This is a genomic window from Stenotrophomonas sp. STEN038, from assembly GCF_056759895.1.
On record NZ_JBRRDW010000028.1, the window covers coordinates 1 to 16,780 of the forward strand.

General features: G+C 63.2%; 13 protein-coding genes. 9 read left to right on the forward strand and 4 right to left on the reverse strand.

What is annotated here, in order from left to right; translation table 11 throughout:
• Nucleotides 1-549: 549 nt before the first annotated feature.
• The gene (gene queD, locus ACVOLS_RS12640) at nucleotides 550-915 is read right to left on the reverse strand and encodes a 6-carboxytetrahydropterin synthase QueD (protein ID WP_057627955.1); all 366 of its coding nucleotides are present in this window, start codon (nucleotides 913-915) and stop codon (nucleotides 550-552) included.
• 183 nt (nucleotides 916-1,098) lie between these two features.
• On the opposite strand from queD, the gene ACVOLS_RS12645 reads away from it, so the two are divergent.
• Both ACVOLS_RS12645 and ACVOLS_RS12650 read left to right on the forward strand, forming a co-directional pair.
• Nucleotides 1,099-3,729 (forward strand): TonB-dependent receptor, encoded by a 2,631-nt coding sequence (locus ACVOLS_RS12645; RefSeq protein ID WP_481545870.1) that lies wholly within the window; start codon nucleotides 1,099-1,101, stop codon nucleotides 3,727-3,729.
• 176 nt (nucleotides 3,730-3,905) lie between these two features.
• The gene (locus tag ACVOLS_RS12650; protein WP_481545871.1) at nucleotides 3,906-6,482 is read left to right on the forward strand and encodes a M14 family zinc carboxypeptidase; all 2,577 of its coding nucleotides are present in this window, start codon (nucleotides 3,906-3,908) and stop codon (nucleotides 6,480-6,482) included.
• 18 nt (nucleotides 6,483-6,500) lie between these two features.
• On the opposite strand, the gene ACVOLS_RS12655 is transcribed toward ACVOLS_RS12650, so the two are convergent.
• Both ACVOLS_RS12655 and ACVOLS_RS12660 read right to left on the reverse strand, forming a co-directional pair.
• Complete coding sequence (locus ACVOLS_RS12655; RefSeq protein WP_481545872.1) at nucleotides 6,501-6,872, reverse strand: hypothetical protein; 372 nt, start codon at nucleotides 6,870-6,872, stop codon at nucleotides 6,501-6,503.
• A gap of 259 nt (nucleotides 6,873-7,131) precedes the next feature.
• Nucleotides 7,132-8,532, reverse strand: coding sequence for a DEAD/DEAH box helicase (locus tag ACVOLS_RS12660; RefSeq protein ID WP_481545873.1), 1,401 nt, complete (start codon nucleotides 8,530-8,532; stop codon nucleotides 7,132-7,134).
• 372 nt (nucleotides 8,533-8,904) lie between these two features.
• Here ACVOLS_RS12660 and ACVOLS_RS12665 point away from each other — a divergent pair, with 372 nt between their 5' ends.
• Together ACVOLS_RS12665 and maiA are read left to right on the forward strand one after the other, a co-directional pair.
• Nucleotides 8,905-9,894, forward strand: a complete 990-nt coding sequence (locus ACVOLS_RS12665; protein WP_481545874.1) for a fumarylacetoacetate hydrolase family protein — start codon at nucleotides 8,905-8,907, stop codon at nucleotides 9,892-9,894.
• Between the two features lie 89 nt (nucleotides 9,895-9,983).
• Complete coding sequence (gene maiA / locus ACVOLS_RS12670) at nucleotides 9,984-10,640, forward strand: maleylacetoacetate isomerase (RefSeq protein ID WP_481545875.1); 657 nt, start codon at nucleotides 9,984-9,986, stop codon at nucleotides 10,638-10,640.
• Between the two features lie 227 nt (nucleotides 10,641-10,867).
• Here the strand turns inward: maiA and ACVOLS_RS12675 are convergent, their stop codons facing one another.
• On the reverse strand, nucleotides 10,868-11,998 hold the full coding sequence (locus ACVOLS_RS12675) for a PilT/PilU family type 4a pilus ATPase (RefSeq protein WP_282266812.1): 1,131 nt from the start codon (nucleotides 11,996-11,998) through the stop codon (nucleotides 10,868-10,870).
• 97 nt (nucleotides 11,999-12,095) lie between these two features.
• On the opposite strand from ACVOLS_RS12675, the gene ACVOLS_RS12680 reads away from it, so the two are divergent.
• From ACVOLS_RS12680 to ACVOLS_RS12700, 5 genes are all read left to right on the forward strand, one after another.
• Nucleotides 12,096-12,482, forward strand: coding sequence for a DUF4398 domain-containing protein (locus ACVOLS_RS12680; protein WP_481545876.1), 387 nt, complete (start codon nucleotides 12,096-12,098; stop codon nucleotides 12,480-12,482).
• Nucleotides 12,482-13,363, forward strand: coding sequence for an OmpA family protein (locus ACVOLS_RS12685; protein WP_481545877.1), 882 nt, complete (start codon nucleotides 12,482-12,484; stop codon nucleotides 13,361-13,363). Before ACVOLS_RS12680 ends, ACVOLS_RS12685 begins: the two co-directional genes overlap by 1 nt.
• Before the next feature lie 329 nt (nucleotides 13,364-13,692).
• Entirely contained in the window at nucleotides 13,693-13,911 is a 219-nt protein-coding gene (locus tag ACVOLS_RS12690) for an HP1242/YdcH family protein (RefSeq protein WP_481508019.1), read from the forward strand.
• Between the two features lie 180 nt (nucleotides 13,912-14,091).
• Nucleotides 14,092-15,462 (forward strand): pyridoxal-phosphate dependent enzyme, encoded by a 1,371-nt coding sequence (locus ACVOLS_RS12695; RefSeq protein WP_481545878.1) that lies wholly within the window; start codon nucleotides 14,092-14,094, stop codon nucleotides 15,460-15,462.
• Between the two features lie 84 nt (nucleotides 15,463-15,546).
• Nucleotides 15,547-16,779 carry a cystathionine gamma-synthase gene (locus tag ACVOLS_RS12700; RefSeq protein ID WP_481545879.1) on the forward strand — a complete coding sequence of 411 codons (1,233 nt, stop codon included), beginning with the start codon at nucleotides 15,547-15,549 and terminating at the stop codon, nucleotides 16,777-16,779.
• Nucleotide 16,780 lies beyond the last annotated feature (1 nt).

The window sequence follows — 16,780 nt, forward strand, 5'->3', positions numbered from 1 at the left end:
GGGGGGGTGGGGGTGGGTGGTCTTCGGAGTAGGTCGTCGGGGTTGGCTGCCCCGCGGGCGGGCCGGCGCGCCCCCGGCCTCCCCCCCCCCGCCCGCCCCCCCCCCCCACTACCGCTCCCTCCCTTTGCCGCAGGCAAGGGGAGGGTTGGGGAGGGGTTGGCTTTGAGGCTTCATGCACGGCCAGCTTCGCGGCTCACACCGCTCCTACAAGGGCTGCTGCATGGTCGGGAAGTCCATGTAGTGCCGAGCCATGCTCGGCTGGGGAGTTCACGGGAAGGCCTCTGCCGAGCATGGCTCGGCACTACGCTCTGCTCCCTCCCTTTGCCGCAGGCAAGGGGAGGGCTGGGGAGGGGTTGGCTTTGAGGCTTCATGCATGGGCAGCTTCGCGGCTTACGCCGCTCCTACAAATGCCGCTGCATGGCGTGTAAAGCCCTGCCGAGCATGGCTCGGCACTACAGGTGGCTCCGGTAGAGCCCCTGCCGAGCGTGGCTCGGCACTACAGGTAACTCCGGTAAGGCCTCTGCCGAGCCTGGCTCGGCTCTACCGCAGTCAGGCTGCCTTGTCGCCCTTGTAGCTGCAGCCGGAGGTGCAGGTTTCGTGCACGACTACTTCGCTGAGCAGTGGCAGTGCGGGCTTCAGCTTTTCCCAGATCCACATCGCCAGGCGTTCGCTGGTGGGGTTTTCCAGGCCGGGGATGTCGTTGAGGTAGTTGTGGTCGAGCTGGTCGTAGAGCGGCTGGAAGGCGGCCTTCAGCTCGCTGAAGTCCATGATCCAGCCGGTCTCAGGGCCGGGTTCGCCGCTGACCCGCAGTTCCACGCGGAACGAATGGCCGTGCAGGCGCGAGCACTTGTGGCCGACCGGGACGTTGGGCAGCCGGTGTGCGGCTTCGAGGGTGAAAACCTTGAAAATATCCATGGACGCAATTGTAGGGTGCGGCCGTCGCCCAGCGTATGCACCTGTGATGCCAGCAGTAGTTTCATATCCATCCGGATGGAGCGATGTAACCGATGGTTATGTGCGAATGCAACAAAGTGATTGGCCGGACATTTGACTGTTGTGAGGTACTGCTGGCGTTGTCATTCACCTCTCCCGGACTCCATGCCTACTCGTTCCATGCTCGCTTTCGCGGTGGCTGCTGCCATCGCTGCTCCCTCCCTCGCCCTGGCCGAAGCCGCTGCCGACGGCAGCAAGACCCTCGATGCGGTGCGCGTCACCGGCTCCAACATCAAGCGCACCGATACTGAAACCGCGAACCCGGTGCAGGTGATCGAACGCCAGCAACTGGAGCAGACCGGCAAGGCCAGTGTGGCTGACCTGCTGCGTTCGATCTCCGCCAACACCGGCAACGCCAGCAACGAAACCAGCAACAGCGGCTGGGCCTCTGGCTCGGCCGGCATCGGCCTGCGCGGCCTGTCGCAGAAGAACACGCTGGTGCTGCTCAACGGCCGTCGCCTGGCCAACTACGGCTTCCCGTCTGGTGGTCTGTCGGATACCTTCGTCGATCTCAACGCGCTGCCGCTGGTCGCGGTGGAGCGCATCGAAGTGCTGAAGGACGGCGCCTCGGCGGTATACGGTTCCGATGCAGTCGCCGGCGTGGTCAACATCATCACCCGGCAGAATTTTGAAGGTGCCGAAGTCGGCGTCAGTGGCGGCACCTCCGAAGCCGGTGGGCTGGACCAGCAGAACCTCAAGTTTGTCGGCGGCATCGGCGATCTGGACCGCGATGGCTACAACATCCTGGTGTCGCTGGAAGGCTATAACCGCGACCGTCTGGATCAGGATCAGCGCGATCTCACGCGCTCAGGCATCTATACCGACAAGGCCGGTGGTCGCTGGAATGGTTGGTCGGCCAAGGGCGCGCGCTACCTGATCGGCGGCAAGTCGGTGCCGATGCTCGATGCCGCCGGTAACTGCCCGGAAGGCACGGTGCTTACCGCCAGTGCACCGATCGATGGCTTGGCTGGTGATACCTGCGCCTTCAACCAGGCGCCGTACACAACGTTGATCCCGTCGACCAAGCGTTGGCAGGCTTACGTCAACGGCACGCTGCGCATCAACGATTCGGTGGAAGCCTTCGCCGATGTGATCTACAGCGACATCAAGGGTGTGTCGTGGTTTGGTTCCAGTCCGTTCTTCACCTTGGAAAGCGGGCGCTTCGCGCTCAACGCCGACACCGGCCTGGCCGAGCCGGTGCGCTCGACGCTGCCGGCAGCCAATCCGTACAACCCGTACGGCGTGGACGTGCCGATCGAATACACCTTCTTCAACCTTGGCGGCACCATCAAGACCAACCGTTCGCGCTCCTACCGTGGCGTGCTCGGCCTGCGCGGGCAGACCGAGAAATGGGACTGGGAAGTCGGCGCGTTCCAGGCCGCCAGCAAGCAGCGCGAGACCGTCTCCGGTGGTTTTGCCAATCGTTGGACGCTGTACGACGCGCTGGCCAGTGGCAGCTACAACCTGCTCAATCCGTCAGCGACCGATCCGGCGGTGCTGGCTGCGATCGGCCTGAGCACGTTGCGCCCGGCCGAATCGGTGCTCAAGGGTGTGGACGCCAAGGTGTCCGGTACTTTGGGTGAAACCTGGGCGGGCGAGATTGGCTTTGCCGCCGGTGCCGAATGGCGGCAGGAAAAGCTCGACTCCAACAATCCCTGGCAGATCGATGCCGGCCTGCAGGTGCGTCCGGCAATCGCCGAAGTCCACGGCCAGCGCCAGGTCAGCGCCGCCTATGCGGAAGTAAGCGTGCCGCTGCACAGCACGCTGGAACTGCAGGCTGCCGCGCGTGCCGATCACTACAGTGATTTCGGCAATGCATTCTCGCCCAAGCTCGGCCTGCGCTGGCAGCCGCTGGATTGGTTGCTGGTGCGTGCTGCGGCCTCGCGTGGCTTCCGTGCGCCGTCGCTGTCGGAGAACTCGGCATCCACCAGCATCGCCTATGGCTCGGTGGTCGATCCGCATGATCCGGACGTGGCCGGTTCACGCCAGAACCCGACCTTCTTCACTGTCGGTAATACCAATCTCGATCCGGAGCGCACCCGCAGCTTCAATGCCGGCTTCGTGTTGTCGCCGTGGCAGAACACCAACCTCAGCGTCGATTACTACCGCATCAAGCTGGACAACCTGATCGGCACCGGCAACACCACCACGCTGGTGGCGGACAACAATCCGGCCGATGTGCTGCGTGACTCACGCGGCAAGCTGCTTGCGGTCTACAACCGTTACCAGAACCTGAGCCAGCTGGAGACCTCCGGCATCGACATCGAGCTGCGCCAGCGTTGGCAGACGGCAGCTGCAGGTGACTTCGGCCTGTCCTCGGCGCTGACCTATGTCATCGACTACAAGCGACCGCAGGTGGTTGGTGGTCCGCTGGTTGACTACGCCGGCTCCAACCTCGGCCCGTCGCTGCCGGATACCAAGGCCACCACCACGCTGGACTGGGCCTTGGGTGATTGGCGCACCGCGCTGACCTGGTATTACACCAGCAGCTATGACCAGGAAGGCAGTGCCGCGGCAAAGGCCGTGCAGAAGCAGGTTGCCAGCTACAGTCAGTTCGATCTGTACCTGGGCTACACCGGCATCGACAAGCTGACCGTGTATGCGAAGGTGCAGAACATCGGTGACCGCCAGCCACCGTACGACGCCACCTTCCCGGGTGTGCGCGCACCGTATGACTTCAGTCAGTACGACCTGCGCGGGCGCTATTACACGCTGGGTTTTGATTATCGCTTCTGATCTGAAGCCCGCAGTGCTTTAGCCCCTCTCCCGTTTACGGGAGAGGGGTTGGGGTGAGGGCAGCTTTTGGAGCATTACCGGGAAAGCCCCTGCCGAGCATGGCTCGGCACTACATGTTTCGCTTTTTCATTCGAAGTCCCGCAACAACGTTCATGCAATAGGGGAGTGCTACATCCATGTCGTTCCGCTTTTTACGTCTGCTGCCAGTGCTGCTGCTGGCAACACTTGTCAGCCTGTCGCCGGCCCATGCCCAGAACAGCTACTACTTCCCCACCGTGCAGCAGTTCGATGCGAAGGTGCCATCGCCGCAGCAGTTCCTCGGTTACGAGATCGGCAGCCACTACACCCGGCATGACCAGCTGGTGGCCTACTTCAACGAACTGGCGCGCGTTTCGGACAAGGTCAAGGTCGAGGTCATCGGCCAGAGTTACGAGCAGCGCCCGCTGCTGTTGGTCACCATTACTTCGCCCCGCAACCACGCGCGCAGCGCCGAGATCGCCGCGCAACGACAAGCGTTGATCGATCCTGCACAACCGCTACCCGGTGCTGATGCTCCGGCGGTCGCGTGGTTGGGTTACAGCGTCCACGGCAATGAAACCTCCAGCGGTGAAGCGGCGATGCTTACCGCCTACTATCTGGCTGCCAACCAGGACGCGGAAACCGCGCGCTGGCTCGACCACGCGGTAGTTGTGATTGATCCGGCACAGAACCCGGATGGACGCGACCGTGCCGCCAACTGGCATAACGCCTGGGGTTCGCGTCCGCCATCTGCTGATCCGGCCGACAAGGAACATGTCGAGCCTTTCCCCAGCGGCCGCGTCAATCACTACTTCACCGATCTCAACCGCGATTGGCTTGCATTGGCACAGACCGATAGCTGGCCGAAGGTCGCACAGTTCCATCGCTGGTATCCGAACATCCAGATCGACTTCCACGAAATGGGCAAGGACAGCACTTACTACTTCGAGCCGTCGCCGAAGAGCATGGAAAGCCCACTGTTGCCCAAGTCTTCGTATGAGGCGAACAAGTGGCTGGCACGTTTCCATGCCAAGGCGTTGGATGATCTGGGCTCGCTGTATTACACCGGCGAGAACTTCGACAACTTCTCGCCGATCTATGGCTCCACCTATCCGGATTTCCACGGTGCGGTCGGTGTGACCGTGGAGCAGGCCAGTTCGCGTGGTCTGGTACAGGAATCGGTGAATGGCCCGCTGCATTTCAACTTCACCGTCCGCAACCAGGTGGCGACGGGCCTGGCCAGCGTGCGCGGTGTGGTGGAAGACCGTGATCGTCTGTTTGCACTGCAGAAGGACTTCTTCCGCAGCGCGTTGAAGCAGGCCTCGGCCTATCCGGTGCACGACTGGGTGTTCGGCGATGCTGCCGACGCCACTTTGACCCGCAAGCTTCTGGCCGTGTTGCTGCAGCATCGCATCGAGGTACATGCGCTGGCGCGCGATGTGGAAGTGGATGGCAAGCGCTTCCAGGCCGGTTCGGCCTACGTGGTGCCGGCACGGCAGCCGCAGTTCCGCCTCGCGCATTCGATCTTCGAGTTCACCCCGGCGGTGAAGGGCGATGTGTTCTACAGCGGCACTTCGTATGCGGTGGCGCCTGCCTATGGCCTGCGTTATGCCGGCAGTCGTGGTGCCGTGCCGAGCGGTGCGGTGGTGGATGCAGTGCCGGTGGCACCGGGCGGCATCAGCGGCGGTCGTGCTGGCTTCGCCTATGTGGCCGATGCACGTGACTTCGGCAGCTTCCGTCTGCTGGGCGGGCTGCTGCGTGACAATGTGCGTGTGCGCACCGCGCACCAGCCGTTCACTGCTTCTACCGCGAACGGTGATGTGGCCTTTGGTCATGGCGCGGTGGTGATTCCGGTTGCGGGCCAGACCGTGGACGGCGAATTGTTGCAGGCCAAGGTGCTGGCGCGTGCGCAGGAAGCCGGTGTCACGGTTTACGCCTTGGCCAGTGGCCGCGCTGCCAGCGGCATTGATCTGGGCAGTGACAATGTGCGCGTGCTGCGTACGCCAAGCATTGCGCTGGTGATGGGCGAGGGCGTGTCCGCCACCGAGATTGGCTCAACCTGGTTCTCGCTGGATACCTCGCTGGGCTTGCCGTCCAGCAAGCTTGACCCGTCGCAGTTGGCCAGCGTTGATCTGGCGCGCTACACCTCGATCGTGCTCTCCGGCGGCACCTATACCAACGTCAGTGATGCCGGTGTGGCGGCGCTGAAACGCTGGATTGCTGCCGGTGGTTCGCTGGTGGTTTATGGCAGCGGCGCGCGCTGGGCGATCGACAAGGGTCTTGCCGAAGCCAAGCTGCACGAAGGCGACAAGAAGGATGAGGCGGAGCGGTTGGATTTCGGCACGGTGCGCGATGTGTTCGCGCTGGGCCGGGTCAGCGGCAACATCCTGAGCGCTGATATAGACCCGACCCATCCGCTGGGCTTTGGTGTGCAGCAGCGTCGCATCTGGGTCAACAAGGAAGGCGGGCTGGTATTCGAGCCGGTGAAGAATGCCTTCCTCAATGTGGTGAACATCGACCGCGAGCCGGTGGTGAATGGCTATCTGTCCGATGCCAATCGTGCACGTGTATCGGGTTCCAGCTATCTGCAGGTGGTGCCGACCGGGAGTGGCAACGTGGTCTTGTTTGCCGATGACCCGGCGCATCGCAAGTATTGGCATGGCACCGAGCGCTTGCTGCTCAATGCCTTGTTGCAGGCGAACCATCTGAGCACGCCGCGCCAGCGCGGGGAGTAAGGTTTAGCCCCGCAGTGCTCATAGCCCCTCTCCCGCTTGCGGGAGAGGGGTTGGGGTGAGGGGGCGGTGCATAGCACCGTGCTGTTCTGCTTTTCTCGGCCAGCGGGTATGGGTATCGCAAAGGCCAAAAGCCGCCCTCATCCGCCCCTGCGGGGCACCTTCTCCCGTAAACGGGAGAAGGGATAAGAACAAAGCTAAAGCGCAAAGCGCAAATCCAAATCCAAAGCGCAAATCCAAATCCAAAGCGCAAATCCAAAGCGCAAAGCCAAAGCCAAAGCGCAAAGCCAAAGCCAAAGCCAAGGCCAAAGCCAAGGCCAAAGCCAAAGCCAAGGCCAAAGCCAAGGCCAAGGCCAAAGCCAAGGCCAAGGCCAAAGCCAAGGCCAAAGCCAAGGCCAAAGCCAAGGCCAGAGGCCAGAGGCCAGAGGTGCAGGCGCGGTGCCGACTCTCGACGTGGCAATGACAGGCCTTCCCTTCTCCCGCTTGCGGGAGAAGGTGCTCCGCAGGAGCGGATGAGGGGAAGCCTTTGATCTCGCCTTGGCTCCTGCACGAGGCCAACGTCAAAAGCTTGATACTCAACATCGCAAAAACCAGAAAGGCCGACGCAATGCGTCGGCCTTTCTTTGCAACTCATCCCAACAAAAAGTTGGAATCAGGCGCTGGTACGGCTCTGACCGCGGCCACCACCACCACGACGCTGACCACCACCCGGGTGGGCATCACGACGCTGCTGGCCATTGCCGGCATTGCGCTGGCCACCTGGCTTCTGCGGCTGGCCGCCACGGCCGCCGCGCGGTGCATCGCCGGTCGGGCGACGTGCGGCATGGCCGCCGTTGCCGCGACGCGGTGCCTTGTGGCCGCCCGGATGCTCAGCCTTGCCCGGTGCGCTGTTGCCCCAGCGAATCGGGGTGTGCGGCTCAAAGCCCGGAACGTCACGGATGTCCATGTCGCGGTCGAGCAGACGCACGATCTGGCGCAGCAGCTTGGCTTCGTCCTGGGCAACCAGCGAGACCGCCTCACCGGTCGAACCGTTACGGCCGGTACGGCCGATACGGTGCACGTAGTCTTCCGGCACCATCGGCAGGTCGTAGTTGATGACCTTCGGCAGCTCGTTGATGTCGATGCCGCGGGCAGCGATATCGGTAGCCACCAGCACGGTCACGCGGCCGGCCTTGAAGTCAGCCAGTGCGCGCAGGCGCTGGCCCTGGCTCTTGTTGCCGTGGATCGCCGCGGTCTTGATGCCGGACTTCTCCAGGAAGTCCGCCAGCTTGTCGCAGCCATGCTTGGTGCGGCCGAACACCAGCGTCTGCACGCGGGAGTCCTTGGCCAGCAGGTGCAACAGCAGCTCACGCTTGCGCGCGCCGTCCACCGGGTGCACGCGGTGGGTGATGGTCTCGGCAACGGTGTTCTTCGGCGTGACCTGGATCTGCTCCGGGTTATGCATGAACTCCAGCGCCAGCTGCTTGATGCTGTCTTCGAAGGTGGCCGAGAACAGCAGGGTCTGGCGGTTCTGGCGCGGCAGCTTGGCCAGGATGCGCTTGATCGAGGGCAGGAAGCCCATGTCGAGCATGCGGTCGGCTTCGTCCAGCACCAGGATCTCGACGCCGGACAGGTCGACGCTGCGACGCTCCAGGTGGTCGATCAGGCGGCCCGGGCAGGCGACCAGCAGGTCGACGCCACGACGCAGGATGTCCAGCTGGTTGCCCATGCCCACGCCACCGTAGATGCAGGCGCTGGGGATACGCAGGTACTTGCTGTAGCTACGCAGGCTGTCATGCACCTGGGTAGCCAGTTCGCGGGTCGGTGCCAGCACCAGGGCGCGCGGACGGCGCGGGCCATTGCCCACGCTCTGCGGCGAGGTAGCCAGGTGCTGCAGCAGCGGCAGGCCGAACGCGGCGGTCTTGCCGGTACCGGTCTGGGCGCCGGCCAGCAGGTCGCGGCCGTCCAGCGCAAGCGGAATGGCCTGCTCCTGGATCGGGGTCGGGTTTTCATAGCCCTGCTCGGCGAGCGCGCGCAGCAGGAAGGGCGCAAGGCCCAGGTTTTCAAACGACATGGAGTACTCCGAAACATGAAGAACGCGCGCCCATAGGGGCTTGCGTTGCTGATCATTGAAGACCAGCTGATCTCGGAGCGTTCCCGTAAACCGCGCTGCAAGATCTGGATGCAACCAACGCGGTGCGCTGGCTGGAATGCGTGACGATAGGCGTCGGAGTGGGGGCGGGCGGGCGGATGGGCCAGATGGCCGCTGATCCTGCACCGCCGGCGATCCCTGAGGGAAACGGACGGCCGCTGGCAGACCGCGCTAGTCTAAGGGATTGTTTCGGCGGGCACAAAAACGCCCGTTCAGCATTCGGCTGGTGAGGCTGGTGGTAGCTGGCTTATTCATTACAATTGAAACTTATTTCTCCGCAGACTGGACACTCCCATGAAGCTTGGTTCCCTGAAGGATGGCGGCCGCGACGGCACCCTGATCGTGGTTTCGCGTGATCTGACCCGTGCTGTGCGGGCCGCTGGCATTGCCGCCACCCTGCAGCAGGCGTTGGAAGACTGGTCGAATCTGGCGCCGCGCCTGAACGCGCTGTCCGAGCAGCTCAATGCTGGTGCCGTGGACGGCGAGTTCGCCGTGGACATGCAGGCGCTGGCCGCGCCGCTGCCGCGCGCCTACGAGTTCGTCGATGGCAGTGCCTACCTGCCGCACGTGGTGCGGGTGCGCAAGGCGCGTGGCGCCGAAGTGCCGGAAAGCTTCTACACCGATCCGCTGATGTACCAGGCCACCAGTGCCGGTTTCTATGGACCGCGTGATGCAGTGAAGGTGATCAGCGAGGACTACGGCATCGACCTGGAAGCCGAGATCGTGGTCATCACCGACGACGTGCCGATGGCGGTGACGCCGGAGCAGGCTGCTGGTCACATCCAGCTGGTTGGTCTGGTCAACGACGTCAGCCTGCGCAACCTGATCCCGGGCGAGCTGGCCAAGGGCTTCGGCTTCCTGCAGTCCAAGCCGCGCTCGGCGCTGAGCCCGGTGTTCGTGACCCCGGACGAGCTGGGTGCCGCCTGGCAGGACAGCAAGCTGCACCTGCCGCTGGTGACCCACATCAACGGCAAGTGGTTCGGTGCGCCGGAAGCCGGCGTCGACATGCAGTTCAACTTCGCCCAGCTGGTAGCGCACGCGGCCAAGACCCGTCCGCTGTCGGCCGGTGCGATTGTCGGCTCTGGCACGATTGCCAATGAAGACACCGCATTGGGCGCATCCTGCTTCGCCGAACAGCGCACCGTCGAAACCCTGCGCGACGGCAAGCCGTCGACGCCGTTCATGAGTTTTGGCGACGTGGTGCACATTGAGATGCTGGACCGTGACGGCGTCAGCATTTTTGGTGCGATTGAACAGCGCATTGAGCAGGCTTCGCGTCCCTGATAAAACAGTTCGTGCATTGACTGTGCTGGCGGTGAAGGAATCCTCACCGCCAGCCGCTATTGTGGTGGCAGGTGATGGGGGAATCTGACATGGAAGCAGGGCTGTCGCTCTACAGTTATTGGCGCTCGAGTGCCGCTTATCGCGTGCGCATCGGCTTGAACCTGAAGGGTCTGGAGTACGCACTCATACCGGTGCATCTGGTACGTGATGGTGGGCAGCAGCATGCGCCGGATTACGCCGCATTGAACCCGCAGGAGCTGGTGCCCACGCTGCGTCATGGCGAGCGTGTACTGACCCAGTCGCTGGCCATTCTTGAGTACCTGGACGAGGTTTTTCCCGAGCCAGCCCTGTTGCCGGCAGATGCGGGCGGCCGTGCGCGCGTGCGTGCGTTGGCACAGCAGGTGGCCTGCGACATCCATCCCCTGAACAACCTGCGGGTGATGCAGTTCTTTGATCGCGAATGGAATGTGCCGCAGCCCGAACGCGACGAATGGACGCTGCATTGGATGCGGACTGGCTTTGCCGCGCTGGAGACGATGCTGGCAGGCTCGTTCGACACTGGGCGGTATTGCCATGGCGCCGAGCCCGGCTTGGCCGACTGCTGCCTGGTGCCGCAGCTGTACAACGCCCGTCGCTTCCATCTGGACCTGACCCCATATCCGACCCTGCAGCGGATTGAAGAAGCCTGCCTGGCGCTGCCGGCATTCGATGCAGCCCGTCCGGAAAACCAGATCGACGCGGTTTAGCCCGGCGGGATGGTTGTGGGAGCGGCGTCAGCCGCGAAGCTGATTTGCCATGTAGGAGCGGCGTAAGCCGCGAAGCCGGCATTGCATCCGAAGCAGCAGATCACCCAATGCCCGGCGAAGCTGCAGCCCGGGTCCATCAGTGGTTTCGCGGCTTACGCCGCTCCTACAAAAGTTTGGTTCAAAAAAAGCCCCGCAACGCGGGGCTTCTTGTTGCACGAACCGCCAGCTCAAAACCCGTGCGTGATCGCCGCAGGTGCCGACACCGCGAAATCCGCATATGGATCATGCTCGCCGCTGCCACCTTCGGAGAGGCGGAACTTCAGCGCCAGGCCATCGCGCGAGTCGGCGGCGCGCAGCGCTTCCTCCTGCTCGATGATGCCGTCCTTCACCATCCGGAACAGGCACTGGTCGAAGCTCTGCATGCCTTCTTCCAGCGAGTCTTCCATTGCCTGCTTGATGGTGTGCACCTCGCCACGGCGCAGCAGGTCGCGGATCATCGGCGTGTTGATGAGTACTTCGGTTGCCGGCCGACGACGGCCGTCCTTGCCCTTGACCAGGCGCTGCGACACCACTGCACGCAGGTTCAGTGACAAGTTCATCAAGACGTTCTTGTGCGCGCTTTCCGGGAAGAAGTTGAGGATGCGCTCGATGGTCTGGTCGGCGTTGTTGGAGTGCAGCGTGGCCAGGCACAGGTGCCCGGTTTCGGCGAAGGCGATGGCTGCCTCCATGGTCTCGGCATCGAGGATCTCGCCGATGAGGATCACGTCCGGTGCTTCACGCATCGCGTTCTTCAGCGCGTTGTGGAAGGCGTGGGTGTCCAGGCCGACTTCGCGCTGGTTGACGATGGACTGCTTGTGCTTGTGCAGGAATTCGATCGGGTCCTCGATGGTGAGGATGTGCCCGGTCGAGGTGCTGTTGCGGTGGTCGATCATCGAGGCCAGCGAGGTCGACTTGCCCGAGCCGGTCGAGCCGACCACCAGTACCAGCCCGCGCGGGGTCATGATCACGTCCTTCAGCACCTGCGGGAGGTTGAGCTCCTCGATGCTGGGGATGCGGCTCTTGATCGCACGGATCACCATGCCCACTTCGCCGCGCTGCTTGAACACGTTGACGCGGAAGCGCCCGGCGTCGGCCAGGGCGATGGCCATGTTCAGTTCCAGGTCGCGCTCGAACTGCGGCACCTGGCCCTCGTCCATCAGCGAATAGGCGATTTTCTTGACCATGCCGGGGGGCAGGCCGGTATTGCCCAGCGGGTACAACTTGCCTTCAATCTTGATGTAAACCGGCGCTCCGGTAGTCAAAAACATGTCCGAAGCGTTTTTTTCGGTCATCAGCTTCAAGAAATAGCCGATATCCATGCGAAATTTTCCCCAACAAACGGCGGCGTGCCGTTGCAAGCACGCCTCTGGCTTGACCACAATGGCCGCGCTCAGTCACCCAAGCAACGGCTCCCCAATGAAATCTAGCTTCGCACAATTAAGACGATTCCTGTGTGCTACCGCCTGCACATTCGTGCTATGCGGCAGCGCGTTGGCGCAGGATCCGGGCGCAATGGAATTGCTTGCCGCACAACAGGCCGTCGAGAAGGCCGACCGGGCCGATGCCGATCAGTACGCGCCCGACACGATGGCGATGGCCCGCCAGCAGTTGGGCCAGGCCCAGCAGGCAGCAGGCGACCGACGGCTGCGCAAGCAGGCGCCGATCCTGGCGCTGCGCGCGGCGGCCGACGCTGATCTGGCGCGTGCGCAAAGCGAGGAAGCCATCGCACAGGCGGAGCTGGCCCAGCGCAAGGCCGAGGTTGCACAGCTGCAACGCCAGTTGGCGACAGGGGAGGGACGTTGATGCGGATCAGGAATCTGGTGGTTGTCGGCCTGTTGGCCATGCCCTTGCTGGCGCTTGCAGCGGAAGACCCGGCAGTGGCTTCCTTGAACCAGCGTCTGCTGGTGCTGCAGGCCGACATGGCCATGGCCGACGTGGCCTCGTTCGAGAAGCTGCAGGCACAGCAGGCTATCGCGGCGCTGGCCAAGGCCAAGCGCAAGGAGCTGGATGATGCCCGTTATCTGGCCGAGCGCCGTGTTGCGATTGCCGAGGCGGCCAGCCGCGCAGCGCTGGCGCGACGTGAGGTTGGCGAGTTGGAGCGCACCCGCAGCGAGTTGCTGATCGAGGCCAGCCGCCGCGATGCGGCCCGTGCCCGTCAGGAGGCCGAACAACTGCGGGTACAGACCCAGATCCAGGCCGAGGAAGCAGAGCGCCTGCGCCTGGCTGCCGAAGCCGAGACCCTGGCCCGCCAGGACGCGGAAACCGCGTTGACGAGCGTTGCCGGTCGCCAGCAGGCGCGTTTGAGCACGGCCCAGCAGAACGCCGCCAAGCTGGCCCGCGAAGAGGCGGAGCTGGTGTCCGGGCAGAAGTTGCCGGCCTCCAAGTTCGATGGCCGTGGCGAGATCTACACCTTCAGCGGCGACGCGTTCGCGGCTGGCCAGGCGGCGCTGTCCGCCTCTGCCGGCAACCAGGCCAAGGCGCTGGCCGAGTACCTGAACATCGGCAAGAAGGGCCGGGTCACCATCGAGGCCTATGACAGTGCCAATGGCGTTGGTCAGCGGCGTGCGCAGGCGCTCAAGGACGCGCTGGTGGCAGGTGGCGTGGCGGCCAACCGGATCCAGGTGACGGGCAAGAAGGCAGCCTCTACCCGGGCCCGTTCAGCGGAGGTCATTATCGCGCCATGACAAACTTAAATAGCTGAACTTGTTAGGTTTTTGTCATTCTCGTGAGGCTGAATGTGGGGTGGTTTGAATATTCAGTAAACGTTTCCGCATAGCCCTTGCCGGAACCTTTTTGCAGGCGTAGGGTCAATTGTCCGGGCGGCACTTTCGTCGTCCGGACAACGGAGGGCCGAGCCGGTGCAAGCGTGGCGCGAACCAGTAACCGATAGCTCCTGGCAGGTTGGCCGGAGGACGGTTGGTGGTGCCGCGGTGGGCGGGCCCGGCTTTCCAATCCAGCAACGCCCCGTGCCGTCAGGCCGGGGCGTTCTTGTTTCTGCATGAAGGAGGTAGTCATGTTCGAAGGGCAGCCGCAGAGTGAAATCGACGCATTGGCCAAGGCCAACCCGGAGTTCAAGCAGCTCTACCAACAGCATAAGAAGCTGAACAAGAAATGCATGGACGCGGAGCTCGGTGTACTCCCGATCGACGGAGTCACCTTGGGACAGATGAAACGGGAAAAACTGCTGGCCAAGCAGAAGCTCCTGCGGATTTACGAAAACAGCATCAACTGAACCTTCCCCACGCTTGACCGTTTATGTCGCGGCCGGTTGCGGCCTCCTCGTGGGCCGCAACCGGCCGCGTCACTTGGCAGTGTGGTTGCTGTTGCTGAAGGTGCGGTTACCTGACTTTCGTGCACAACCATCGGATAATCATCGGTCCGGCCGCTGTGCGGCGCGATCTGAATCAAACCGATGCCCATCCATTCCTCCATCCTCGAACTCATTGGCAATACGCCCATCATCAAGGCCCAGCGCCTGGATGTCGGCGTGTGCGAGCTGTACCTCAAGATGGAGAGTGCCAACCCGGGCGGGTCGATCAAGGACCGGATTGGCCTGTCGATGATCGAGGCCGCCGAGAAGCGTGGTGATCTCAAGCCTGGTGCGACGCTGGTGGAGGGCACGGCCGGCAATACCGGTCTGGGCCTGGCGCTGGTGGCGCAGCAGAAGGGTTACAAGCTGATCCTTGTGGTTCCGGACAAGATGAGCCGGGAGAAGATCTTCAATCTCAAGGCCATGGGCGCCGAAGTGGTGCTGACCCGTTCGGACGTGGCCAAGGGTCACCCGGAGTACTACCAGGACCTGGCCAAGACCGTCGCTGACCGTACCCCGGGTGCGTACTTCATCAACCAGTTCGGCAACCCGGACAACCCGGCCGCGCATGAATTCGGCACCGGCCCGGAGATCATCGAGCAGATGGGCGGTGACCTGGACGCCATCGTGTTCGGCTGCGGCAGCTCCGGCACCATGACCGGCCTGTCGCGCGCCTTCGCCAAGCTTTCGCCCAAGACCGAACTGGTGCTGGCAGACCCGGTCGGCTCGATCCTGGCCGAATACATCAACGATGGCACGCTGAACGAAAAGTCCGGCAGCTGGCTGGTGGAGGGCATCGGTGAGGACTTCCTGCCCGATATCGCCGATTTCAGCCGGGTCAAGAAGGCTTACGCCATCAGCGATGCCGAGAGCTTCCACACCGCGCGTGAGCTGCTGGGCAAGGAGGGCATCCTGGGTGGCTCGTCCACCGGCACCCTGCTGGCCGCCGCGCTGAAGTACTGCCGCGAGCAGGCCACGCCGAAGAAGGTGCTGGTGCTGGTGCCGGATACCGGCAACAAGTACCTGTCCAAGATGTACAACGACTACTGGATGCTGGACAACGGCTTCCTCGAGCGCCCGCAGTTCGGCGACCTGCGCGACCTGATCCTGCGCCCGTACAGCCAGCGCGACACCGTGGTGGTGGGCCCGAAGGACCTGCTGACCACCGCTTACCAGCGAATGAAGTTGTACGACGTGTCGCAGTTGCCGGTTATGGACGGCAGCCAGCTGGTCGGCATCATCGACGAGAGCGACGTGCTGCTGCACGTTTACGGCGACGAAGCCCGTTTCCGTGACCCGGTGTCGGTTGCCATGGTCAGCAAACTGGACCGCTTGGACGTCAAATCCCCGATCGAAGCCCTGCTGCCGGTATTTGACCGCGGCCAGGTGGCGATCATCACCGATGGTGACGCGTTTCTCGGTTTGATCACCCGTATCGATCTGCTGAACTACCTGCGTCGCAGGGTTCAGTAAGACCGGCAGATCCCCCGGAAGAGGGGGACAACGGTAGATTCAGACACGACTGATAGAATTTCGCTCCTTTAGCTGGAAGCCCTTATGACGGATCAGCATTCACGCGGCCAGGACGGCGAGCGCAGCCTGTCGCTTGCCACCTTGGCCATCCATGGCGGGCAGTCGCCTGACCCCAGCACCGGCGCAGTCATGCCGCCGATCTACGCGACCTCGACCTATGCCCAGTCCAGCCCGGGCGAGCATCAGGGTTTTGAATACTCGCGCACGCACAACCCGACCCGCTTCGCCTATGAGCGTTGTGTGGCCTCGCTCGAAGGCGGCACGCGTGGCTTCGCCTTTGCCTCGGGCATGGCCGCCAGCTCCACCGTCATCGAACTGCTGGATGCCGGCAGCCACGTAGTGGCGATGGACGACATCTACGGCGGCAGCTTCCGCCTGTTCGAACGCGTGCGTCGTCGCACCGCTGCACTGGATTTCAGCTTCGTCGACCTGACCGACCCGGCTGCGTTCGAAGCCGCGATCACGCCCAAGACCAAGATGGTGTGGATCGAGACCCCCACCAACCCGATGCTGAAGATCGTGGACATCGCTGCGGTGGCTGCAATCGCGAAGCGTCATGGCCTGATCGTGGTGGTGGACAACACCTTCGCCTCGCCGATGCTGCAGCGTCCGCTGGAGCTGGGTGCGGACCTGGTGCTGCATTCGGCCACCAAGTACCTCAATGGCCACTCCGACATGGTCGGCGGCATGGTGGTGGTTGGCGACAATGCCGAGCTCGCCGAGCAGATGGCCTTCCTGCAGAACTCCATCGGTGGCGTGCAGGGCCCGTTCGACAGCTTCCTGGCCCTGCGTGGCCTGAAGACCCTGCCGCTGCGCATGAAGGCGCATTGCGCCAATGCGATGGAGCTGGCCAAGTGGCTGGAAACCCACCCGGCGGTGGAAAAAGTGATCTACCCGGGCTTGGCTTCGCACCCGCAGCATGCACTGGCGGGCAAGCAGATGGCTGGCTACGGCGGCATCGTCTCGATCGTGCTCAAGGGCGGTTTCGAGGCAGCCAAGCGTTTCTGCGAGCGCACCGAGCTGTTCACCCTGGCTGAATCCCTCGGCGGCGTGGAAAGCCTGGTCAACCACCCGGCAGTGATGACGCACGCCTCGATTCCCGTGGCGCGTCGCGAGCAGCTGGGTATCAGTGATGCGCTGGTGCGCTTGAGCGTGGGTGTTGAGGATGTTGAGGATCTGAAGATGGACCTGGAAAGTGCTTTGGATCTCTTTTCGAGAAATGGAAATGATAAGACCATTCTGGGCAGGACGCGCTGAC